The following is a 22,636-nucleotide window of genomic DNA, read 5'->3' on the forward strand; positions in this document are numbered from 1 at the left end:
CGTTTAACGGCAACGCCTGATAAAGAGGACAACGATGGCAAGCACAACGGTTAGCGGTATCGGTTCGGGTATTGATACACGATCGATCGTGGACTCTCTGGTGAATGCCGATAAGGCACCCAAGCAGGCTCAAATCAACACTGAATCCCAGAGAGCAACCACCACGCTGTCGTCAATCGGCAAGATTCAGGCGGCGCTGGATGCGTTTCGTGGAGCACTTGTCTCCATGGGAACCGACAACAGCTTCAGTGGCTTGACCGGATCATCTTCGAATGAGGCGGTCGCTACTGTGACACTCGGTACACGTGCGTCCAATGGTTCGTTTTCACTGGTTGTCAATCAGTTGGCAATGCCTTCCAAGTTATCAACCACCCGCTATGCTGGCGGGCAGAATACCATAGTCAACAAAACAAACTCAGCGACCACGTTGACCATGAGTCAGTCAGGCAAGAACTATAACTTGAGCGTTCCTCCTGGAGCGACGCTGCAACAGGTTCGCGAATCGATCAATTCGCAGTTCTCCACAGCAGGTCTGAGCGCGAATATACTGACAGACTCTAACGGTTCGCGACTGATTCTTACCTCAACCAATGGTGGGGTGGGTTCGGATATAAAAATGTCCGGGAACTCCGGGATTGATACGGGCTATACAGTGGTCAATTCGCCACAAAACGCCAAGTACACGATTGATGGAATCTCGGCAGAATCCAAGACCAATAACATCAGCGATGCAGTGAGTGGCGTCAGTATAAAGTTATTGGCGCTGTCACCCAGTGTCACGAGCAATGATCCGGCAAAAAACCCGATTCGTACGGCACTCACTATATCTGTTAGTACGAGCACCCCTGCTCTAAAGTCAGGCGTGAAAGGCTTTGTCGACACTTACAATGCACTGCTCAAAACAATGAGAACTGAAACTGCAGTTACCAAAGATGCCACGGGCAAGTCTATAGCTGCGACATTGACCGGTGATCCAAACATACGCACACTGCAGTCAACCTTGCGTCATGAGTTCAATGCGTTGTCTGGCACCGGCACACTGAAGTCACTGGCGCAATTTGGCATAAGTACGGATCAGACCTCAGGCTTGCTGACTATTGATGACAAAAAATTGAGTAACGCCGTTCTGAGCAATGCCGCCGATGTTAATAGTATTTTCAGTGGCAAGACCGGTCTGTTAGCGCGTATGACTACAGCAACAGACTCTTACGCGAAGACCAGTACAGGTATTCTCGCAACCCGTTCGGCTTCGCTATCTGAAAGCCTGAAAAATCTGACCAAACAACAGGCAGCCTTGGACAAGCGCAGCGCGGCGTTGCAGGTCAGTCTGACCAACAAGTACTCCGTCATGGATTCTTTGGTGACCCGATTGCGAAATCGGAGCGATAATATTCTCGGCACACTCAATGCACTGAATAACAATAAGCGCTGATCGCGTTATAAAAAATCGAACTGTCCCAGTCGCAGCATCAAGCGCAAAACATTAACTTTCAATGCGTCTGACAGGGGCTTTATCGCCCCTTTTGACAGGCCTCTACAGACTCGCCGACGCCCAAGCACCAGTCTCTTCTCAGTAAAAAAATTATCGATCGGGAAATTTTAATTAGCGTGCCTAAAGTTCAAACTAGCCATTTGTTTTCCAGCGATTTCAGGGCGTTTGACATATACTCTAAATTCCGCTCAATTGAATCACACATTTGATCTATTTTTTCTACCAGATTATCAATTGCCTGCGAAATCTTGCTAGATGAAGGCGTACCCAATAGTTCTTTCTTCACAAAAATCACTTTATCTCTCATCTTATACAAATCTTTCCCGTAAGTCGCCAATAACTTAATGAGCGACCCACTCAAAAGCTTCAAAACATCTTGCATCTCGTGCAAGCTGCACAGGAAATCATGATTATAATAACCAACACTTCCCCCCAGCACGTTAGACTGATGGTCTTCCAAAAGAAGCTTGAAATCAGCCAGGCGTCCCCTCAAATCAGATACAACATCAACTACAACTTTCAAGCCAATCACAATGTCTCGCATTTCGGATTCTATAGAAAATACAAAATTCTCAATTTTCAGCATCAAAAACACCCCAGGAAAGGCTCTACACCTCTCACCTTAAAAAATCTCAATATCTATAACGTTATTGCCGCCGCAAACGCAAAAGCTTCGACACATCCCTGTCAGGGCTTATGAGGAAAAAATATGTTACTTGCTCAGCTCTGAACCCGGCTGTGAAAGCTTGTGAAAACCGCAATGAACATTGAGTATTTCGACCACCAACCACTCACTAACAATATAATCTGGAAAAAATTTTAACAAACCCATGCCAACACATCTCCTTAACTTAAGTAGTTTAAGCCTGGATACCTTCAGCAGCTCGGCCTTAAAAATTCACAAGCTTTCACATCTGCCTCAATCATTTTAAATTATAGTAAAACTTACTCTTAGCCAATTCGCTTAATTATGCGATCTGCAAATAATCGCCGCTTAATTTAACTAGCTGCCTTGTAGCCATACAACTTACAAACCTCGAAATACTAGAGCGAAACGTCACTGACGACGGAGCACTAGCGCCTTATAAAAACACAAGGAGAACTTATGAAAGGCCAACTCAAAACAGACAATTACACCCCTTCTCTGTTTCTGGAAAAGCTGCAGGAACGTAAACCGACAGCGCCTAGTGCGAACAAAGCACTGGGAAAAGATGCTTTCCTACAACTGCTTGTTAAGCAGATGAAAAATCAAAATCCATTAAATCCGCAGGACAATGCACAATTCGTATCTCAATTGGCACAATTCAGTAGCCTTGAAGGCATACAAAACTTGACAGTGGCGGTTGAGAAAATCGCTGCCAACAATAAGTCTTCTCAGGCCATGCAGGCGTCATCACTGATAGGTCGCTCGATTAAAATAGATACACACTCCACGGCCGTTGATACTTCCAAGGGAATTACAGGTTCGATCATTGTCTCTGGCACAGCATCTCCTGTAACTCTTAAGGTTTACGATGCAAAGTTGAAACTGGTCAACACTGTTGACTTGGGCTCTCAAAAGGAAGGTACCGCAAATTTTAACTGGAACGGAAAGGATGCTAAAGGCATGCATGTCCCATCAGGAAATTACACATTTAAAGCAGAAGGCATGATAAATGGTAAAAGTACACAGTACCCTACACAATTTTTTACTAAAGTGACTAGTGTAACGTTAGGTGGCAATAACTCCGAGCCAACCATCAACTTTGCAGGCGGTAGCGTTTCTTTTTCCAAGGTCAATGCTATTGGGATCTAAAAGATCATGGCTATCGCGCTACTCGCCTGTGTTCAACTTTTATCGGGTACACTCGAGGGAGGTTTGTATCATGCAGAAAACCCCACACACGCAAGACTTCGCTAACCACTTGGAGTTGCGTCGGATCAATCGCGCAACCGTCGAACGCTACATGCACATGAAGGGTGCCGAGCGACTGCAGCGCCATACCTTGTTCAGCGAGGATGGCTGCGGCGGAACCTGGATGACAGAAACAGGATTGCCTGTGGTTTTCCAAGGCCACCAGAGCCTTGCACGCCTTTCCGAATGGGTCGAGCAATGTTTTCCAGACTGGGAATGGTACAACGTAAAGATCTTTGAAACCGATGACCCAAACCACATCCGGGTCGAATGTGAAGGGCGCGGCAAAGTACTGATCCCGGGCCATCTGCAATTCTATCGCGATAGCCACTATATCCACTCATTCGAACTGGATAACGGAAGGATCAGACGCAACCGCGAATTGATTAATCCGGTGCACAGGCCTCACACACTGGATACCTTGAGTCAGGATCGCCGGCGCGAGCAGGACCTATGAAGTCCACCCTTCTCCCCCCGGCCAGTCCTTGGCGGGAATATCAGCAACTGTCCCGTCCTTGATCCCATCGATCCCGTAGCGCTTGATCGCATCGCCCAGCAGGTCACCGAATTTATCCGACATAGACTGCGCCTGCCCTTCCTTGACCAGATCCGGAATAAGGGCGGCCAACACGGCCACGCCCGCGCCGAGAAAGCCCAGCACCCCAGCCGTGGCGGCCAATCCAGGGAGGAAACGCGGTAAGTTCGCACCGAGCAGGCCAAGACCACCTTCGGCCGTCGAGGCGCTGCCGGCCAACGCTCCCAGCGAGCCCGCAGTGATGCCGAAGCCACCGGTGAGCTTGTCACCACGACGAAGTGCGTTGACGCCATCAAAAATGCCATAGGCGCCGGCGACAATGCCGGCCAGGCCACCGATACCCTTGGCAGCATCCTCGAAGTTCTTCGCCACGACCTTGGCGTGCCTGCCGTCCTTGACGTTGTCCTTGACCTCATCAAGCAAATCGAGCATGGCTTTGCCATCCTTCATTTCCTTGAGGGTCTGCTCTCCATTTTTGATCGACTTGGCGAGATGCTCTTGATAGCCCTTCGAGCCGCCCTCGATCAGAAGCGTGGTGGTCTGAACGGAACCGCTGGCGATGTCGACGACATTGCGGTCGGTCAACTTGCCGCTGCCCTGTGCTCCGCGAGCAATCGTGACACCCGCGAGAAACAGCCCGCTCACCCCATGCAGTACACCGCTGCCATAGGCACCCTTGGCACCTCCATTGGAGTCGAAATCAGCCAGCTTGCCCATCTTGTCCAGCGTCTTGGTGCCCTGACGGAACATGTCCCAGTTTCCACGAAAGCCTGCCAGCACCTGGTCGGTTGTAGCCACGGTACCGTCCTGGTTCAACAATAGCTCGGGGCTTTCTTTGCGCATCTGATCGATTAACTTGCGCACTTTTTCTTCGTCAAGCTCCTGACCACCGTCCTTGCCAAAAATGGCCTTGAGGTTTTCGAAGCTGGCATTCTTGAACAGTTTTTGCTGGATGATGCTGGAGAAGTTGTCGTTCATCTGCTTGTCATACTGACTGGTAAACTCCGGATCGAGGGCAGAGCCGTAGAGTGCTGCTTCCAGGCCGAACTCGGAGGCAGCCTGCTCGGGCGTGTTGTTCTTGAGCAAATCGCGCAGGTGATCGCCGCTGGCCAAATGGTCCTTGTAGAAAGTCTTGAAGTCTTCATTGTGCGAGGACCTGGCGACCGCGCCTTGTATGGCCTTGGCATCGTCAATGCCCAGGATCGACTGCAGGCTGGTTGCAGTAGCATAAAAGCTGGCCAGTACGGCGTGCTGATCTGTCTTGCCACCCTGGGTGTTGGCGTCCCAGGCCGCGTCCAGTGCACTGCCCGACCTGATCTTTTCATCGTAGGTCCTGTTGACGGCATCCTTAAGGCTTGGGTTTTCCTGGAACAGCGTTTTTACCGCCTGGTCACCCGCGCTCTTGATGTAGTCGACGGTTTCCTTATCATCGCGCAGGATACTCAAGTGGTCGTTGATGTCCTGCAACAGCTTATCCGGCCTCCAGTGCGCACCCGAGCGCTGGGCGATTGAAACTTTGCCATAGTCGCTGTTCCATACACCGGCGTTGGCGCCGTCGACCACGAGCCTCTGGGACTGCTGCAATTCGAGAAGCACCGCAGCTTTCTGCCCAGCCTTGTATTTTCCCGGGTGCTCGAAGATGTCTTTGTCAAGCTTGCTCGTGTCCACATGGCCAATGATATTACCAGTGGCTACCTCGGTGACCAGACTGGCCAGGGTTTGAGCGTCACTGGGGGCGAATTTTTTCAGCCAGTTCTGCACGTCCTCGCGGCTGATCTTGCCGTCGGATTTTTCACCAATGCTGTTGCTGGCGGTATCGAGCTTGCGCAATACGCCTGGCTGGGCGAAGAAGTTCAGTGCCTCTTTCTCCTCCTTGCTCAGTTGCGGATTCTGCTTGAGGTAGTCCTTGATATTGTGTTCGGTCACGGCGCCATCGGCCCCGCTCTTGCCCCGAATCGAATCGTACCTGGTATCAAGAATCGCGCCGTATTGGGCGATCTGCCTGGAGCCTGCATCGGCGTCCGGGTGGGACTTGAGGAAATCCTTGTAGCTGCCGGCCTCGTCGTTGCCTACAGGCTTGGCCAACGACTCAAACCCGTATTTGCCGAAATCCTGCAAACGTCCGGCTTCAGTACCGTGGCGCGCTTCGCCACTGCTGGTAAAGCCGTCGACACTGCTGTTCGCTACGTCGTCACCCGCCAGCGCTTTACCATTTTCGTCATATCCCACCACTCGGTCGATTACTTGAATGGCGCGAAAAGCTGCATTCGCGTCCCTGTCAAAATCACCGACCTGCTCCTTCAGCGCATCCTTCATGCCACTCTGATTGCCGAGATCCTTAAGCAGCGGATTTTCATCAATGATGTCCTGCGCCGAACGTTTGTCGCCCTCAGGCAACGCCCAGACGATGCCAGCTTTATCTGCCGCCTCACGGCGTTTTTCGTTCTGATCGACTTGGTGCACATACTGCAACTGGCCCTTAAGATTCTCCCAGCCATACTTGCCGAAGTCCTGCAGCCGTCCAGCCTCTGTACCATGATAGGCCTCGCCATCTCTGGTAAAACCGTTAACGCTTCCATTGCCAATCTCGTCGCTGACGACGCGGTCGCCGTTTTCGTCGAAACGCTCGATATGGTCCATCACTTGGTTGGCACGGTAGGCTGCGTCCGCGTCGTGCTCAAAATCCCCAACACGTTCGCGCAACCTGTCCTTCACCCCGCTCTGGTTGCCAAGGTTCTTTAGTAGCGGACTGGCGTTTATGATGTCCTCGGCCGAGCGATGGTCCTCCTCGGGACGCTGCCACTCGATGCCTGCGTCATTGGCCTTGGCGCGGTCGACTGCATTTCCCCACTCGGAGCTGGAATGATTTCTGGAATGGGCATTGACTTCTGGCGCGTTGCTGACCGGTGACGACATGGGGTTCTCCTTAAATGACGCTGCCAGGACAATGATCGTTTGAGACCATCATCCCGACCCGCAATAAGAGCAAACCCCACCTTAGTTACTGAAAAGTGACAGTCTTCATGCCTGACCTTGTATTACGCAGGCGTGTAATAGCTCGGGCTCAGGCGTTGAAAGGGTGAGATAAAGCCTGTGAAATCTTGTGAAGCTTTAATTTCACCTCAAAGTGCTTCGCCCTGCGTCATATCATGACTGCTGAGTCTATAGAGTAATAGTCGATGAAGCCTGGATGGTAAGTGTAGGATTCGAGCATCCAAACCATCCTTCGGGCGTTCTCCATGTTCCGCACATTGCGCTGTATTGCACCGTTCGGTTGCCTTCTTGTCAGTATCGTTTGCTATGGCCAGCCGTTAACGGCTCCGACAATTGCACAGAACGATTACAGTGCGATCATTCGTTACCTAAAGACGCGCATTGCGCAAGAGATGCCCAGGGAGAATGTGGCTGGACTCTCGATCGCGCTGGTTCATGGTCAGGAGCTGATCTGGGCCGAGGGTTTCGGCATGGCTGATAAGGCCCGTGGGATACCTGTCACGCCCAATACAGCCTTTCGCGCCGGGGACATTTCCAAATTGCTGACTGCAACAGCTGCCATGCAGCTGGTTGAGCAACAACGGTTGGACCTTGACGCGCCGATCAAACAGAATCTGCCCGAGTTCAATGTACGCTCTCGCTTTCACAGTGACCCGGCAGATGCAGATCGCGATATTACCTTGCGCACTTTGCTCAGCCACCAATCCGGCTTGCCCAGCGAACAGCTGCGCGGTATGCATAACGCCTTCGCCATGAGCCAGATGCCGACGCGTCTATCGGGTATATGGCTGAGTAACCCGCCGGGGTCGCAGATTGCCTATTCCAACCTGGGCTATACCTTGGTGGGCGCCGCCATGGAGCGCATCACTGGCAAGGATTTCGAAACCCAACTGCAAAATAGTCTGCTCAAGCCACTGCAGATGAGCCAGTCAAGTTTTGTCGGTGGCGCCAGCCAGATGAGCTATCGCGCCTTGGGACACCAGGACGGCCGAGCCAGCGCCGATGCACATATACGCGACTTGGCCGCGTCAGGCTTGTGGACCAGTCCCAAGGACCTCAGCCATTACGTCCAGATGCTGTTTGCCCGCGGTTTTTATAAGGATAACCGAGTACTGGGCGCCGCCGCCCTTGATCAAATGTCCACCCAACAGAATACCGATAACGAGTTGGATCTTGATTGCCAGATTGGCCTTGGCTGGTTCCTCACCCCTTGTGGCGATGAGCCCATCGGGCCGGGTGTGCGCAGCCTCCAGCACAGCGGCGGTGCAGATGACTTTGCCGCGCAGTTGACCGTTCTGCCGGAGCAGCAATTGGCCGCGATTATCATGGCCAACGACAGCAATGCCGAGAACCTGGTGGTATCGCTGTCCACCGATGCGCTGCGATTGATGTTGCAGGCACAAACCGGACGGCCCGTGTGCGCTGAAGATTGTCAGACGCCGGACGACAGCCTCAAGATGCTTAAGGTGCCGGACGCGATCGAACGCAAGCGTCTGGCCGGATTCTACGCTACGAGCTGGGGCGTGTTCCGCATCAGAGACAATAACGGGCAACTTGTCGGAGAAGTGGCGGACTTGCACTTCGACTTGCTAAAGGATAAAGACGGCGGGCTGCGTGCACAGAGAAAAGTCATGGGGTTGTGGCTCAAGGACCTTGGCGATCTGGGCCGCATGCAACTGGAAGTGGTTCCCGTGGAGGGCCGACAGATACTCACGGCCCGTAGCCACGGCCTGCGCACTGCAATAGGCGAACGTATTGATCCACCCCCTCTTCCACCTGGCTGGGCCGACACCGTTGGCACTTATCAAGTACTCAGTACCCATGAGCCCGATCCTCCCTTGAGCGGCATCAGTGTGTACCTTGAAGAAGGCTTCCTGATCGTCCGCGGCCAACTGCATAACGAACCGCTAATCGATTACATACTGCTGCCCGTGGACAACGCTCATGCCGTGCTCGCCGGTAATGGCTATGGGCTGGGAGACACCGTCAGCCGCCAGATTAACGGCCTCAGTGTCTCGGGCTACGCCTTCAAGCGTACGCAAGCTCCTCACAAACCCCAGGTGTTCTAACCTTGGATGGAACTGCGCAGGCACCCGAAAAATCCTGGCGGAGGCGCTCTTTGCTGTGCTTGCTGGTCAGGGAGGAGTTCAACCCGGAGGCATTTCCATTTTAGCCAGGCACTCTGCTGCAACTTCCAGAAACCGACTCACCGCCGGACGAGAGGGCTCCGCAGCGGTAGCTATGGCTGTTTCCAGCCTTACATTCAAGTCATCTACTGCACGAAAGACCAAATGTGAATTGCCACCTCCCGTGAGGGATTGAGGTACAAACGCAACTCCCAAGCCTGAGGCCGCCAGGTCCAGCATGGTATGCCAACTGTTTTTTTCCTCGCGCAGTCTTGGCTGAAAGCCCGCACTGCCGCATGCCGCCAATATGGAGTTGTACATAAAGGCTCCTGCCTCTTCGGCACACACAATCAAACGCTCGGTCTTGAGGTCTGCCAATCGCAACGTGGGTCGGGCAGCCAGTGCATGATTGGCGGGTAACGCCGCAACCATCCACTCATCGCCAGCAGGCCGAATCATCAATTGCACGGAATTCACCGGAGGATGGAGAAAAGCCACATCAATGGAGCCAGTAGTGAGCGCAACAACCTGGTCGTTGGTGGATAGTTTGCGCAGGGTAACGTCAACACCCGGGTACATGGCCGTATAGCGGCGGATGATCAGCGACATGCGACCGGCTTCTGGCAGTTCGCAATAACCGATAGCCAGAGCACCTGAATCACCACGTTCTGCATCCTGAGCTTGCTGAACGGCATTGCTCATCTGGTTCAGGGCAATGGTCAGCTCCTTTGCCAGAATGACACCGGCCTCAGTGAGCATCACTTTTTGCGGTGATCTAACTAACAACGTGCAGCCTATTTCTTCCTCCAGCTTCTTGATCTGGTGAGATAACGCCGGTTGAGTCAGATGAAGACGCGAAGCAGCCCTGCTGAAATGCAGTTCTTGGGCAAGGACGCAGAAGCTGTGAGCATATTTGAGCATTTTCCATCATAAGCATTTTTTATTTTGGAGCGCAACAAAATAGATTTTACATCCCCTTCTACATCCCCCAATGTTTTGCGCAACAACAGGCAGTGTGTAATCACCTAGGGTGAAAGCAAAAACAGCCGCTGGGCAAGTCCAAGCACTAAGGGGAAGGTTTATGCCACGAACGATCAGGATTCTGCTTGCGCTGAAAGTCTTCTTGACCGCCGCGCTAATGGGACTTTGGCTTGTGCCTGGCTTTTCGCAAGCGGATCAGAATCGTGATGAAATGATGAAATTGCACCGCGGCGGAACCGTGCGCCTCGTCGCCAAATCGGCCGGCGGTACTCTTGATCCGCAAATCAACTATGCCCCGCTTTATAACAATTATTATTCGGGCGTCTACGATGGCTTGGTAACCTTTCAAAAGGCGGGCGGCGTCGAGAGTCTGAAGGTAGTCCCCGATCTCGCCGAGCAAATGCCCACTGTGGCGAATCAAGGCAAAACCTATGTTTTCAAACTACGTGATGCAATAACGTTCTCCGATGGGCAGCCGCTCACCACCGATGATGTCGTCGCCTCGTTCCAACGCATTTTCAAAGTATCGAGCCCAACCTCCGGCACCTGGTTCAACGGGATAGTCGGCGCTGACGCCTGCCTTGCAAACGCTGCCAGCTGCACCCTTGATGGTGGAGTAGTAGCGGACAAGGCAAACCGCACCATCACCATCAATCTGACCGCACCAGATGCCGAATTCCTTCACAAGCTGTCGATGCCCCACGCGTCAATCCTGCCGGCGCGCACGGTGCCACGGGATGCTGGAGTTGAGCCAATCCCAGGCACTGGCCCCTATGCATTCCAGAGCTACGACCCGAATCATTCTCTCGTCTGGGTTCGTAACCCCCACTTCAAAGAGTGGAGCGTAGAGGCTCAGCCAGACGGCTACGCTGACCGCTTCGAACTGCACTTTGGCATGACGGCGGATGCCCAGATCAATGCCGTCACCAATGACCAGGCTGATGTGATGTTTGACCAGCCGCCTGTCACTCGCCTGGCGGAAATCGGTACGAAGTTCCCAAGTCAGGTTCATCTCGATCCGCAGCTGGCGCTGTGGTACCTGCCGCTCAACGTCAACCTGGCGCCGTTTGATTCACCCAAGGCGCGTCAGGCACTGGCGTACGCCGTCGATCGCAAAGCGCTGATCAATTTTTTCGGGGGCCGGAACCTCGCCAACCCAACTTGCCAAGTACTTCCGCCAGGCGTGCAAGGGTATAAGCCTTTTTGTCTCTACGGAAAAACCCCCGGCAGCCAATGGTCGGCACCAGACCTGGAACGGGCAAAGCAACTGGTTGAGGAGTCGGGAACCAAAGGTCAGGCTGTTACGCTGGTGATTGATGATGGCGATGTCTCTCGCAACGTCGGTGCCTATCTGCAGAGCACTCTCAACGCCATCGGCTACAACGCCAGCGTTAAGTCTTTATCGGCAAATATCCAGTACGGTTACATTCAGAACTCTTCCAATAAAGTCCAGATATCCGTCACTCAGTGGTACGGCGACTACCCCGCTGCCAGCGACTTCCTGAATGTACTGCTTGGATGCGAGTCCTTCCGAAAGGGCTCTGACTCCTCGCCAAATATGTCCGGATTCTGCGATAGCGCCTTGCAGGCCCGTATGCATAAAGCGTTGCTGCTGGGCAGCGCCGATCCTGCGGCGGCCGGCGAGCTATGGTCCGAGATTGATCGGGAGGCGATGGAGCAAGTCCCCATGATCCCCCTCTTCAATCCGAAACAAGTGACGCTGGTCTCCAAACGCTTGGGCAATTTCCAGTTCTACACGGCGACGAATGCCTGGGCCTACACACTCGCGTGGGTGCAATAAGATGATGGTGCAACCTGAGCAGACGCGCGCTTGTGCGGCGCAGGAACGTCATGACGAAGCCCTGCCTGGCAATTTGTCCGCGCTGCCCGTCCTGACTGAACCAATGAGCGCACCTGCTCCAGGCCCGTGGGTCCAGGCCATGCACAACCTATGGCGCGACCGCTCTGCGATAGTCGCAGCAGCTGTGTTGCTGATGGTAATCGGCGCCTCACTGCTGGCACCGGTATATGCCGAACGGGTTGTGGGAGTGGACGCATTCAGCTCCAACCTGGACGGTGAGATCACACTGGACGGCGAACGTATTTCTGTACTCTCGCCCAACATGGAGGGGTTAGGCATTGGTGTTATTCCAATCGGTCCGAGCTGGCATTTCAATGCGTATTTTCTCGGATCCGACGAGCAGGGGCGCGATGTAATGTCACGCCTGTTATATGGCGGCCAGGCGACTCTGCTCATTGGAGGCATCTCGACCCTGATCACGCTGCTGCTGGCGGCCATCGTGGGTATATGCGCAGGCTTTTTTGGCGGCTGGGTTGACCAGATACTGTCCCGGACACTGGATGTGCTATGGGCGTTTCCGATCTACCTGCTTGCAATCTGCCTTTCCATCGTGCTGTTGACTGCACGCATCCAATTCGGGCCGTTTGTTATCAGTTCCGGCAGCCTGGCCATTCCGATCATGATCATCGGCATCATCTATGTGCCGTATGTGGCCCGGCCCATTCGGGGACAGGTGCTGGCACTTCGAAAGAGCGAGTTCGTGCTGGCAGCCATCGGTCTCGGTGTGCCCCCTTGGCGCATCCTGCTGCGGGACATCCTGCCCAATGTGATCACCACGTTGATTGTGTTTGTGCCGCTGATCATGGCGTTGAGCATTGCCACGGAAACCTCATTGTCTTTCCTGTCCCTTGGCGTGCAATCCCCCGGTGCGAGCTGGGGCACGATCATCCGAGACGGCCAAAGCCTGCTCTACAGCCGTCCATGGGTATCCACCGCCCCTGGGCTGGCGATAATCATCACCATTGTGGCACTCAACATTCTGGGCGATGGCGTACGTGACGCATTTGATCCACGCGCTAAATTGAGACCGTGAGGCCAGCATGCCAGCCATCCTGTTCCATCGCCTTCTCCAGATGCTGTTTGTGATGCTGGGTATAAGCATCCTGGTGTTTGCAATTTTCTTCGCCACGCCCGGTGCCGATCCTGCGGCGCGCATCGCGGGCAAAAATGCCACCCTGGAAACACTCGCCGCCGTACGCGTTGACTTCGGCCTGGATCAACCCCTGCCGGTGCAATACGTGGTGATGATGAAAAAACTCTTCGTCACCCAGGACCTTGTGTCATTCGTCAATCGCGGCCTCAAGGTAGTGCCGGCAATCATTGAAGCCACCCCAGTGACGCTTTCTCTGGTATTGGGCGCCGCGTTTTTCTGGGTGATTGGCGGGCTCATCGTTGGCACCTTTGCCGCTGCTCTGCGCCACGGCCCCGTAGACCGCCTGCTGATGATTTTTTCGCTCACCGGGGTCGCCATTCCGGTGTTCTGGCTCGGCGAAATGACCAATTTGCTTTCGCAGAATCGGCTGCACGACACATTGCTTTTTTCCTGGGTACCGGCCCTTGGTTATGTGCCGCTATTGGAGGATCCGGTCGGCTGGTTCAAGGTTCTGCTATTGCCCTGGCTCACCTTGGCGTTGGGGTTTATCGGCCTCTATGGGCGAGTGCTGCGGGCGAATATCGTCGAAATCAATCAGGAAGACTACATACGCACCGCAAGGGCAAAAGGCCTGTCGGAAACCCGCGTATTACTTCACCACGCCTTGCGAATGTCGCTTGTCCCCTTCGTCACCATGTTTGGCCTGGACTTCGGCGCGCTGGTGGGTGGCGGCGCGCTCATGACTGAGGTGATCTTCGGCCTCAATGGTGTTGGGAAACTTACCTACGACTCCCTGCAGAACCTGGACTTGCCCGTCATCATGGCAAGCGTCATGTACGCCTCATTCTTCGTAGTGCTGGCCAATGCGATGGTCGATATGACCTATGCGTGGCTCGACCCTCGCATAAGGAACCATTGAAATGACCTCTGTGTTGTTGGATGTGCGTGATCTGTGCGTGTCCTTTGCCGGCCGTAAAGGTGCGGTGGAGATCATCAACAAAATGTCGTTCCAGGTGAATGAGCAGGAAACGCTTTGCATCGTAGGCGAGTCCGGTTCCGGCAAGACGGTGGCGCTGCTGAGTATGCTCGGGCTGCTCGACCCTCGCGTATCCAAGGTTGAAGGAACCGCACTGTTCAAGGGACAGGATATTCTGCGCGCCTCCAGACAATCGCTTCATCAGATCAGGGGACGCCAGATTGCCCTGGTGTCCCAGGACCCGATGACGGCACTGACACCGGTACACACCATTGGCCAACAAATAGTCGAACAGATTCGAAACCACACCAGTGTCTCCAAGCGCATTGCCTGGAACCGCGCCGTTGAACTGCTGGGTGAGGTGGGCATTGCCAACCCCCGCGCAGTCGTCGAGCAGTATCCCCATCAACTGTCGGGGGGCATGCGTCAGCGTGCGGTCATCGCCATGGCGCTTTCATGCAACCCGGCATTGCTGATTGCAGATGAGCCCACTACCGCTCTGGATGTGACCGTTCAGGCTCAAGTTCTGGATCTTTTGCGACGACTGAGGCGCGATTTCGGTTCCTCCATCGTGCTGATCACCCACGATATGGGCGTTGTCGCTGAAATGGCCGACCGTGTGCTGGTCATGTATGCCGGCAGCATTGTAGAGCAGGCATCGTGCCAGTCGATTTTCGATGATGCCTGGCACCCTTATACCTGGGGGCTGCTGGACTCAATACCGCCACTGTCAGGTCCGCGTCCGGATCGACTCATCACGATCCCCGGCTCTCCCCCACAAGCGGACAACCGCCCTTCAGGTTGCGTCTTTGGACCACGCTGTCATGCAAGCCGCGCATCCTGCTCAGAGCCTCCCCCTCGTCAGGTTGAGCGCTCGCATGAAGCCTTGTGCTGGCTAAGGAGCAACGAACGAGGCGCGTTGCGCCCTCAAGCGCTGGTCACCCTGGATGCCCCTTTATGAAAGCACCCTATGCTTCGTCTTCCATGCATAACGTCGAACCGCTGCTTCGCGTCGAGCATCTGAGCAAGACCTTTACCATGGGCAAGCAACAGTTTGTACACGCCGTGAATAACGTTTCCTTTGACGTATTCCCTGGAGAAACCGTGGGAATCGTTGGTGAGTCCGGTTGTGGAAAATCCACGCTGGGTCGCTGCCTGATGCGCTTGTACGAACCGACCTGCGGACGAATCATGCTGAACGGCATCGACATTGCGCCGCTTTCACAGCGCCAATTAAGACCTTTGCGACAGCATATGCAAATGATCTTTCAGGATCCGGCAGCTTCACTCAATCCTCGTCGCCGTATTGGCGACCTGTTGGCAGAGCCGCTACGCGTACATAAGGTTGCGGATAAAGCCGGCATTGCCCGACGCCTGCAAGAGCTGATGGAGCTCGTCAGCTTGCCGATGTCCTTCCTCGATCGCTACCCCCATGAGTTTTCCGGCGGGCAACGACAACGCATTGGAATTGCCCGCGCGCTCGCCCTGCGGCCCAAGTTGATCATTGCTGACGAACCTGTCTCTGCGCTGGATGTATCGGTACAGGCGCAAATCGTCAACCTGTTCGACGACCTGCGCCAGCAGCTCAAACTGACCACGCTATTCATTGCCCATGACTTGAGTGTGGTACGTCACGTCTCGGAACGCACCGCTGTTATGTACCTTGGCGCAATTGTGGAGATTGGCCCGACGGATAGGCTGTTTCAACGTCCTGCACATCCTTATACCCGCGCATTGATTTCTGCGATTCCCTTGCCGCGGTTCAGACATACCGCGACCGACGCGCGCATCGTGCTGAAGGGGGAAATTCCCAGCCCGGCCGACCCTCCGGTAGGGTGTCACTTCCATCCACGCTGTCCCTGCGTGCGCGATCGCTGCCGGGTGGAGCGTCCGTTGTTGAGCGATCTTGAAGATGGCCGGCAAGTGGCGTGTCACTTCCCCTGCTGACAATGAGCAGCCTCCCGACTGTCATCCCAAATATTCCTATTGTGTAGGCATCTCCATGTCTGGATCACTGATAATTTCTTTCGCCAATCTCAGCCCCGCGGGCTGGAACGATGAGCCTGATGCGACGCTGATCGTATTTGTGGGGGCTGCGCTGGCGTTCGGGCCGGTCACCACTCAATTGCTTGGCGAGCTGGACTCGGCGTGGCTGTTACGAGCCGCTGCTGAAGAGGGCTTTCGCGGCAGGGCCGATGAGAGCATGAGACTGGTAGTCAACAGTCGCCGTGTGATTTTTATAGGTATTGGCGGGGCCCCGTTCGCCCCAATCGAACTAGGCGGTCGGGCAGCGGCACTGGCCGGTTATGCGGCGCGCTTCCTGATCGCTGTCGAGTTCCCGCAGAGCGGTCATTACCCAACTAACGCAGCTGCAGAATTGGCATTAGGCTTCCGTCTTGGCAGCTATCGCTTCGATACCTATCGCACGCATAAGCCGGAGCCCCAGCGACCTGCGCGACGCTGGGTGACCCTGCTGACCGGATCAGCCGATGCCGACCAGGCTGCGTACACCCGCGAATCGGCCGTCGCCGAAGGCGTAGAGCTGGCTCGCTCACTCGTCAATGAGCCAGCGAACGTGTTGACTCCATCGGAGTTTGCACGGCGCGCAGGTGCACTCGGCGAGGTCGGAGTTGATGTTCAGATTCTGCGCGAGAAAGATCTGGAGCGGCTTGGATTTCGAGCGTTGTTGGCGGTTGGCCAGGGGTCTGCAGAAGAAAGCCATGTTGCAATCCTTCGCTGGAACGGTGCGACTGATCCGAGCATGGCGCCCTATGCATTCATTGGTAAAGGTGTCTGTTTTGACGCGGGTGGTCTCTCCATCAAATCGGCTGAAGGGATGGCTGAGATGAAGGGCGACATGGCCGGCGCTGCTTGTGTAACAGGCCTGATGCTGGCCTTGGCGCGTCGCAAGGCACCGATCAATGCAATTGGCGCGATTGGATTGGTGGAAAACATGCCAGGCGGTAAGGCCCAGCGCCCAGGGGATATCGTACGTTCCCTGTCCGGCCAGACCATTGAGGTCATCGACACCGATTATGAGGGCCGCCTCGTACTGGCAGACCTGCTATGGCATGTGCAGGCCAACTTTCGCCCCTGCTTCATGATCGACCTGGCCACGTTGACTTACGACGTTATCACCGCTGTTGGTCACGACCGCGCCGGACTTTTTTCCAATGACGACGGGATTGCCGAACGACTTGAACACGCAGCCAGCGCAACTGGCGAACTGGTGTGGCGTCTGCCGATGGGACCGAACTTCGATGTCGAAATGAATTCGGACATAGCCGATATGCGCAACGCCGACGCGCCTTTCGGCGGCGCGAGCACAGCGGCGAACTTCATCCAGCGCTTCGTCAATGACGTTCCGTGGGCGCACCTGGATATCTCCGGCCCCGCTCACGAAGTCGCTAAGTCCTCACGTAGCGTAGGTTCGGGCACCGGTTGGGGTGTGCGTCTGCTGGATCGATTGGTGCGTGACCTGGAGATACAGCATGACCTGTCAGCACGCTGACTTCTTCGACATTGATCAACCCCCCACTTCTCAATCCAGTCAAGGTGACAAGAATGTTTGACCTCAGCATACGCATGAAAAGCTACCTCCCCACTTCAGGACCTCGGTGTCTGTTAATGGCTTTGGCACTGTGCGGACCTTTCTCAATAGCCCATGCAGCAGATACCAGGCCCAACTCGGCAGATATGAACGCGACAAAAACCGGCAGCCATATGAACGACATTCCCCCACGCCTCCAATGGGAAGCAAACTATGGCTATTGCGGTGAGACAGCGCTCATCAGTGCCGGACTTTACTATGGCCAATACGTTTCTCAGTTCGATGCCCGTGCAATCGCCAGCCCGAACGTCAAACAATCCAAGCGGGGCAGCCAGTTGCTACTGGGCGTAAACGATGGCGCCGCCGCCGCTCAAATGCGCTTGAAAGCTGTTGAGTGGGACAGCGTTACCACGCCGAACGCCAATAAGTTCCTGGCATGGGTCAAAGGTAATGTGGTGTCGGGCTATCCGGTCATCATCAGCGTTTATGAAAACTTTTCCAAATTCGAAAATGAAGATGGAGGTGCCGGTGATGACGAATACGACCATATCGTTCCCGTCATCGGCGTTTCATCTACGAAATCCCTCACCGAACCTGCTGCCTATTACGCTGATGACGTCATTACGTTCAGCGATAACGGGCTTTGGTCGCCCGATGGAAAACCGAAATATCTCTACCGTTTCAAGTTCGCAGCGTTTCAAGCTAACCGCGAAGAAGCCAACGACGAATCGCGACCGGCGTACTCCTTGCCCAGCGGCACAAAAAACTATGGCGTGGCCATCACCGGAGTTATCGACCGAGACGGCAAGACGCTGCCGGTTCGTCTGACAACCGACGTTAATGAAGAAAAACCGGCCATGGGCGAAGGCTCCAATGATCGTCCTGCATCCGCGAACGTGAACTTGACTGTCACTGTATCGGGGCTCAAAACAGGCGAGCATTACAACCTGTACCGATACGACAGTTTCGACAACGTGCCTGAGTCGGGCTTTAACGCAAAAGCAACAAAGGCGCAAAAGCACTGGGAGATCGACATCAAGGACGGATCAACCTACAGGTTGAAAGAAACGATACGTTCAGACCAGGTCGCCGTCTATCGAGCCGTTCCCGTGACGGCTCCGTAAGTCCGGTACGCAGCGCGGGCGCACAAGTGCCCTGCGACTGCTTTACGGCTCAGCACAACGTTCACAACGCATCTACCCCCTGCGACAGTAATGATCGAGTCACATACCCGATTGACTTACTGACGGGGTAGTCAGGTGCACTTGCCAAACACTGTTAAGACGTCAGCCCTGCAGGTATTCGATGAACCTCGACAGATCCAGGCCCGAAAAATCGTTGTGTGATAACAGCGTGCAAATACCTATTCCAGAAGACGCCATCTGTTTCGGCGCCTATGTACTCATTCCGCAACATCACTTGTTGTTGAGAAACGGCGAGCCCGTCCCCCTGGGCAGCCGCGCGATGCTTCTTCTGATGGTAATGGCCACCCGTGCCGGTGAGTTGCTGGAAAAAACAGAGCTGCTCACCCTTGTCTGGCCTAAATTAGTGGTTGAGGAATGTAATCTGCGCGCGCAAATTCGAACACTGCGGCGCACCTTTGGTGCCAATGGGGACCTTGGCTACATCGTAACCGTCCCCGCGCGCGGCTATCGCTTCGTTGCGCCGATAGCCGTCCAGAGCCCCCTCGCCGGTCAATCTGAAAAGCTTGTTAAACCGAAGCTTCAAGGTACGGTAAAACAAATGTTCGGAAGGGAAGAAACTCTGAACTCGCTGGAAAAACAGCTTGAGCAGCGTCGCTTCGTAACCATTACCGGCCATGCCGGTACGGGTAAAACCATGGTCGCGCTGGCCTTGGCCAATCGGATGCTGCCCAGGTATCCCCAGGGCGTCAGTTTTATCGACCTTGCCCCGGTCAGTCGCGGTCAGTTGGTTCATGTCGTCATCGCCGCAGCCTTGGGGATCGACTGCACGACCGACGATCCATTGCTTGTGATCACCAATAGCCTGGCCGCGAGTAAAGCGTTACTTATTCTGGACAACTGTGAGCATGTCCTCGAAGAAACCTCGAAGGCGATAGAAGCAATTTTGTGCAATGCACTGCAATGCTCGGTCCTGGTCACGAGTCGTGAGCCGCTGCATGCAGAAGGCGAGTTCGTGCACGACTTGGCCCCCCTTCCGTTTCCCCCTCAAGGGGCAAGCCTGGACACGGCGCAAGCGTTGAGCTATCCCGCCATCGCGTTGCTGGTCGAGCGTATTTCGGCTCACGACCTGGGTTACGTGTTCACGCCTCTGGACATTCACGCGGCAGCTGCCATTTGCCGCAAACTCGATGGTAATGCGCTGGCTATCGAGATTGCCGCCGCCCGGGTAAGAGCATTCGGTATTGAACATCTGGTCGAGATGCTCGACGGCAGTTTTCGCTTGCAAATGACCGGCCGGCGAACGGCCCTGCCAAGGCACCGCACTCTGGGGGCCGCGCTGGACTGGACCTACGCAATGCTTTGCCCGGCAGAACAGGCCATGCTTCGTCAGTTGTCGGTGTTCACCGGTGTATTCACATTGCGCGCGGTAAAGGCCGTGGTTGCCGTTAATGCCCAGGAGCCGGCCCGCCTGATGGAAAGCCTGATGGACAAGTCATTGGTGATCTCATGCGGACAAGACTCGGCCAGACGTTATCGACTGTTGGAAACCACCCGCCTGTATGCCGCACAGAAACTTGCAGAGCAGGATGAAACCGATGTCACGGCGCTGCGTCATGCTGCCTGGACGCTGGAGGAGCTGAAAGCGTCAGTGCAAGACCTCGCAGAGATACCTCCCCAAGACTGGCTCGCGCGCTACGGAGCGCAAGTCGACAGCGTCCGCGCGGCACTCGAGTGGGCCTATTCTTCACATGGCGATAGGGAAATGGGCATAGCGTTGACATTGGTGAGCCTGCCGCTCTGGATGCGCCTGCTGCTTACCGCTGAATGCTATGACTGGGTCAACCGTGGCCTTCAACTAGAGCACGAAAGTGCGCCCATTGAGCAACGTCAACGCATGCTGTTGCTGACCGCCTCGGCCAGCGTCATGGTCCTGACCTTTGGTGGTGGAGAAAAGATCCGCGAAGCGTGGTTACAAGTCGGCGAAGACGCGCGCGAACTAAACGATACCGAGCACCAACTGCACGCGCTGTGGGGGCTTTGGCAGGATAAAAGCTGCAGGAATCAGTACAGCGCTGCGCTTGAGCTGGCCAATCAGTATGTTGTGTTAAGCCAAAGCGCAGATCACAGCGAGCGCCAGTTGCTCGGCCTGCGCATGCGCGCCAACGCGCAGTTTTACATGGGCAGGCTCGAAGATGCGCTACGCTCGGTGGTCGAAGCTCTAAGCGCTCCGCTCTCCCCTGACACCCACTTGATCGACCTGCATTTTGATCAGCGCATCGCCGCACGATCGCTCAAGGCAAAAATCCATTTATTGCAGGGGAATGTCGAGGCTGCGCTGACGACCCTGGACAAAAATATCAGTCAGGCCATCCGTCTCAATCATCCGGCCACTCTGTGGTACACGTTGTGCCTTAGCGCGATTCCGACTGAATTGTTGCTCAGGAACGAAGAGAAGGTGCGCTATTACCTGTCGCTGCTGCGAGACAGTATGGAAGGCCATGATTTTTATTTGTGGCGCCAGTTCAGCCGCTGTTTCGAACACATACTGCTGATACGCCAGGGCGCGCCGGAAGACGGCGTACCGCGCTTGGGCGAAGTCCTGGCGCAATTGCAGGATCAGGGCGGCAGCCCGCTGTATAGCCTTCTTCGCAGCGAATACGCTTTGGGGTTGGGGATGCTCGGGCTTGAGCATCGTGGTCTGGAAATCATCGATGAAACCCTACAAGCCGCGCGAAGCCGCGAGGAGCGCTGGTTTGTTCCGGAATTGCTGCGCATCAAGGCTCAGATGCTGCTCAAACAAGATAATCCGCTGTCCCATCGCGTGCTGCAGGATGCGCGAAACGAGGCCGAAAACCAGGGCGCCCATTTCTGGTCGGCGCAAATTGCCTCGGACCTTGACCGTTTGAAGACGCGCACCCTGGGCGCGGTTTGAATCTTCAAATCAAACGCGCCGCCACCAGCAGATCGGCCACCGCCTGGAACGTATGATCAGGCACAGGGTCACCAGGGACTGCACGCTTGGCAATATCCGCAGCCAGCTTGGGAGCCAATGCGTGGGCGATACCCAATGCCGCTGCTTCGGCCAGCATTGCAAGCGAGTCGCCTGGCTCGGCGCGACACACTACGACGGGAACTGGCGTTTCGCCACGCACGTAGCGCACGCCAACAACCCAGCCACTGCCGGTGCCAATCATCAATGAGGCACGGTTCAGCCCAAGCTTGGTGGCCAAGGCCTGCATTTCGCGGCGCTGGCGCTGGCGTTCGCGCTTGATCAGCGGGTCGCCGTCCATATCCTTGCGTTCACGTTTCTGCTCGCTGCGGGTCATTTTCATTTCACGACCAAACAACCAGCGCTGCATCAGCACGTCCACGCAACCAACCAGAAGAAAGGCGGCCAGCACGGTCAACATCAGCGGTTTGAGCACGAGGTAAAACGTCGATTCGATACACCCGGCACCACAGCGTGAAGACTCCATCAGCGCCTGCAAGGCATGCCGGCCAACCACGTAAAACGCCACGGCCAGCATGGTCAGTTTCACCAGCCCCTTGAGAAATTCGACGAAACTGCGCATCGAGAAAATACGCTTGAACCCTTCAGCTGGGTTGATGCGTTTGAACTCAGGCTTGATCGGGTCCACCGAAAAGACAACACCGCGCATGGAGACGATGTTGGTCACGATCACCACGCCCACCGTCACCGAAACCACTGGCAAGGTAATTGTCAGCACCAACTGTTCAGCCGTATCCAGGACACGGGGCCAAACGGCATGAAACGGCTCGATATAAATCAATGCAACGTTGTCCAGTAACGCCGCCACCTGGGCCTGGGCCCGTGGTAGCAGGATCGATATGCACAACGTGCAGAACAGAATGACCATCCCGGAGACCAGGTCCTGACTCTTGGCGACCTGCCCTTTCTTGCGCGCATCACGCAGTTTCTTATCCGTGGCCGGCTGGGATTTTTCTTCGCTGCTATCGCCCATGCAAGA

At 55.1% G+C, this 22,636-nt stretch carries 16 protein-coding genes; 12 read left to right on the forward strand and 4 right to left on the reverse strand.

What is annotated here, in order from left to right:
- The first annotated feature begins 34 nt into the window (after positions 1–34).
- Entirely contained in the window at positions 35–1,432 is a 1,398-nt protein-coding gene (gene fliD, locus ACXX81_RS12930; protein WP_458571814.1) for a flagellar filament capping protein FliD, read from the forward strand.
- A gap of 187 nt (positions 1,433–1,619) precedes the next feature.
- Here the strand turns inward: fliD and ACXX81_RS12935 are convergent, their stop codons facing one another.
- Complete coding sequence (locus ACXX81_RS12935; protein ID WP_458571815.1) at positions 1,620–2,078, reverse strand: hypothetical protein; 459 nt, start codon at positions 2,076–2,078, stop codon at positions 1,620–1,622.
- Between the two features lie 519 nt (positions 2,079–2,597).
- On the opposite strand from ACXX81_RS12935, the gene ACXX81_RS12940 reads away from it, so the two are divergent.
- Together ACXX81_RS12940 and ACXX81_RS12945 are read left to right on the forward strand one after the other, a co-directional pair.
- On the forward strand, positions 2,598–3,287 hold the full coding sequence (locus ACXX81_RS12940) for a flagellar hook assembly protein FlgD (protein WP_458571816.1): 690 nt from the start codon (positions 2,598–2,600) through the stop codon (positions 3,285–3,287).
- Between the two features lie 70 nt (positions 3,288–3,357).
- On the forward strand, positions 3,358–3,843 hold the full coding sequence (locus ACXX81_RS12945) for a PhzA/PhzB family protein (protein ID WP_458571817.1): 486 nt from the start codon (positions 3,358–3,360) through the stop codon (positions 3,841–3,843).
- On the opposite strand, the gene ACXX81_RS12950 is transcribed toward ACXX81_RS12945, so the two are convergent.
- Positions 3,838–6,837 (reverse strand): type III effector HrpK domain-containing protein, encoded by a 3,000-nt coding sequence (locus ACXX81_RS12950; protein WP_458571818.1) that lies wholly within the window; start codon positions 6,835–6,837, stop codon positions 3,838–3,840. The genes ACXX81_RS12945 and ACXX81_RS12950 overlap by 6 nt on opposite strands.
- A gap of 323 nt (positions 6,838–7,160) precedes the next feature.
- Here ACXX81_RS12950 and ACXX81_RS12955 point away from each other — a divergent pair, with 323 nt between their 5' ends.
- Entirely contained in the window at positions 7,161–8,984 is a 1,824-nt protein-coding gene (locus ACXX81_RS12955; protein ID WP_458571819.1) for a serine hydrolase domain-containing protein, read from the forward strand.
- Positions 8,985–9,062: 78 nt separating this feature from the next.
- Here the strand turns inward: ACXX81_RS12955 and ACXX81_RS12960 are convergent, their stop codons facing one another.
- Entirely contained in the window at positions 9,063–9,962 is a 900-nt protein-coding gene (locus ACXX81_RS12960) for a LysR family transcriptional regulator (RefSeq protein WP_458571820.1), read from the reverse strand.
- Between the two features lie 160 nt (positions 9,963–10,122).
- On the opposite strand from ACXX81_RS12960, the gene ACXX81_RS12965 reads away from it, so the two are divergent.
- From ACXX81_RS12965 to ACXX81_RS13000, 8 genes are all read left to right on the forward strand, one after another.
- Positions 10,123–11,823, forward strand: a complete 1,701-nt coding sequence (locus ACXX81_RS12965; protein ID WP_458571821.1) for an ABC transporter substrate-binding protein — start codon at positions 10,123–10,125, stop codon at positions 11,821–11,823.
- A 1-nt stretch (position 11,824) separates the two neighbouring features.
- Positions 11,825–12,916 carry an ABC transporter permease gene (locus ACXX81_RS12970; RefSeq protein ID WP_458571822.1) on the forward strand — a complete coding sequence of 364 codons (1,092 nt, stop codon included), beginning with the start codon at positions 11,825–11,827 and terminating at the stop codon, positions 12,914–12,916.
- A gap of 7 nt (positions 12,917–12,923) precedes the next feature.
- Complete coding sequence (locus tag ACXX81_RS12975) at positions 12,924–13,895, forward strand: ABC transporter permease (protein WP_458571823.1); 972 nt, start codon at positions 12,924–12,926, stop codon at positions 13,893–13,895.
- A 1-nt stretch (position 13,896) separates the two neighbouring features.
- A complete protein-coding gene (locus ACXX81_RS12980; protein ID WP_458571824.1) occupies positions 13,897–14,913 on the forward strand; it encodes an ABC transporter ATP-binding protein in 1,017 nt (338 codons plus the stop codon).
- On the forward strand, positions 14,910–15,899 hold the full coding sequence (locus ACXX81_RS12985) for an ABC transporter ATP-binding protein (RefSeq protein WP_458571825.1): 990 nt from the start codon (positions 14,910–14,912) through the stop codon (positions 15,897–15,899). The genes ACXX81_RS12980 and ACXX81_RS12985 overlap by 4 nt, the downstream gene beginning before the upstream one ends.
- Positions 15,865–17,463, forward strand: a complete 1,599-nt coding sequence (locus ACXX81_RS12990; RefSeq protein ID WP_458571826.1) for a leucyl aminopeptidase — start codon at positions 15,865–15,867, stop codon at positions 17,461–17,463. Before ACXX81_RS12985 ends, ACXX81_RS12990 begins: the two co-directional genes overlap by 35 nt.
- 53 nt (positions 17,464–17,516) lie before the next feature.
- Positions 17,517–18,626 (forward strand): hypothetical protein, encoded by a 1,110-nt coding sequence (locus ACXX81_RS12995; RefSeq protein ID WP_458571827.1) that lies wholly within the window; start codon positions 17,517–17,519, stop codon positions 18,624–18,626.
- A 181-nt stretch (positions 18,627–18,807) separates the two neighbouring features.
- Complete coding sequence (locus ACXX81_RS13000; RefSeq protein WP_458571828.1) at positions 18,808–21,579, forward strand: ATP-binding protein; 2,772 nt, start codon at positions 18,808–18,810, stop codon at positions 21,577–21,579.
- Positions 21,580–21,583: 4 nt separating this feature from the next.
- Here ACXX81_RS13000 and ACXX81_RS13005 read toward each other — a convergent pair whose 3' ends face one another.
- Positions 21,584–22,630 (reverse strand): EscU/YscU/HrcU family type III secretion system export apparatus switch protein, encoded by a 1,047-nt coding sequence (locus tag ACXX81_RS13005; protein ID WP_458571829.1) that lies wholly within the window; start codon positions 22,628–22,630, stop codon positions 21,584–21,586.
- Between the last annotated feature and the right edge of the window lie 6 nt (positions 22,631–22,636).

Source organism: Pseudomonas sp. GNP013, from assembly GCF_054343995.1.

Coding starts and splice junctions, on each gene's coding strand:
- fliD (WP_458571814.1), top strand. CDS start 35: ATGGCAAGCACAACGGTTAGCGGTATCGGTTCGGGTATTGATACACGA.
- ACXX81_RS12975 (WP_458571823.1), top strand. CDS start 12,924: ATGCCAGCCATCCTGTTCCATCGCCTTCTCCAGATGCTGTTTGTGATG.
- ACXX81_RS12985 (WP_458571825.1), top strand. CDS start 14,910: ATGAAAGCACCCTATGCTTCGTCTTCCATGCATAACGTCGAACCGCTG.
- ACXX81_RS12935 (WP_458571815.1), bottom strand. CDS start 2,078: ATGCTGAAAATTGAGAATTTTGTATTTTCTATAGAATCCGAAATGCGA.
- ACXX81_RS12980 (WP_458571824.1), top strand. CDS start 13,897: ATGACCTCTGTGTTGTTGGATGTGCGTGATCTGTGCGTGTCCTTTGCC.
- ACXX81_RS12955 (WP_458571819.1), top strand. CDS start 7,161: ATGTTCCGCACATTGCGCTGTATTGCACCGTTCGGTTGCCTTCTTGTC.
- ACXX81_RS12960 (WP_458571820.1), bottom strand. CDS start 9,962: ATGCTCAAATATGCTCACAGCTTCTGCGTCCTTGCCCAAGAACTGCAT.
- ACXX81_RS12940 (WP_458571816.1), top strand. CDS start 2,598: ATGAAAGGCCAACTCAAAACAGACAATTACACCCCTTCTCTGTTTCTG.
- ACXX81_RS13005 (WP_458571829.1), bottom strand. CDS start 22,630: ATGGGCGATAGCAGCGAAGAAAAATCCCAGCCGGCCACGGATAAGAAA.
- ACXX81_RS12990 (WP_458571826.1), top strand. CDS start 15,865: ATGGCCGGCAAGTGGCGTGTCACTTCCCCTGCTGACAATGAGCAGCCT.
- ACXX81_RS12970 (WP_458571822.1), top strand. CDS start 11,825: ATGATGGTGCAACCTGAGCAGACGCGCGCTTGTGCGGCGCAGGAACGT.
- ACXX81_RS12965 (WP_458571821.1), top strand. CDS start 10,123: ATGCCACGAACGATCAGGATTCTGCTTGCGCTGAAAGTCTTCTTGACC.
- ACXX81_RS12950 (WP_458571818.1), bottom strand. CDS start 6,837: ATGTCGTCACCGGTCAGCAACGCGCCAGAAGTCAATGCCCATTCCAGA.
- ACXX81_RS12945 (WP_458571817.1), top strand. CDS start 3,358: ATGCAGAAAACCCCACACACGCAAGACTTCGCTAACCACTTGGAGTTG.
- ACXX81_RS12995 (WP_458571827.1), top strand. CDS start 17,517: ATGTTTGACCTCAGCATACGCATGAAAAGCTACCTCCCCACTTCAGGA.
- ACXX81_RS13000 (WP_458571828.1), top strand. CDS start 18,808: ATGAACCTCGACAGATCCAGGCCCGAAAAATCGTTGTGTGATAACAGC.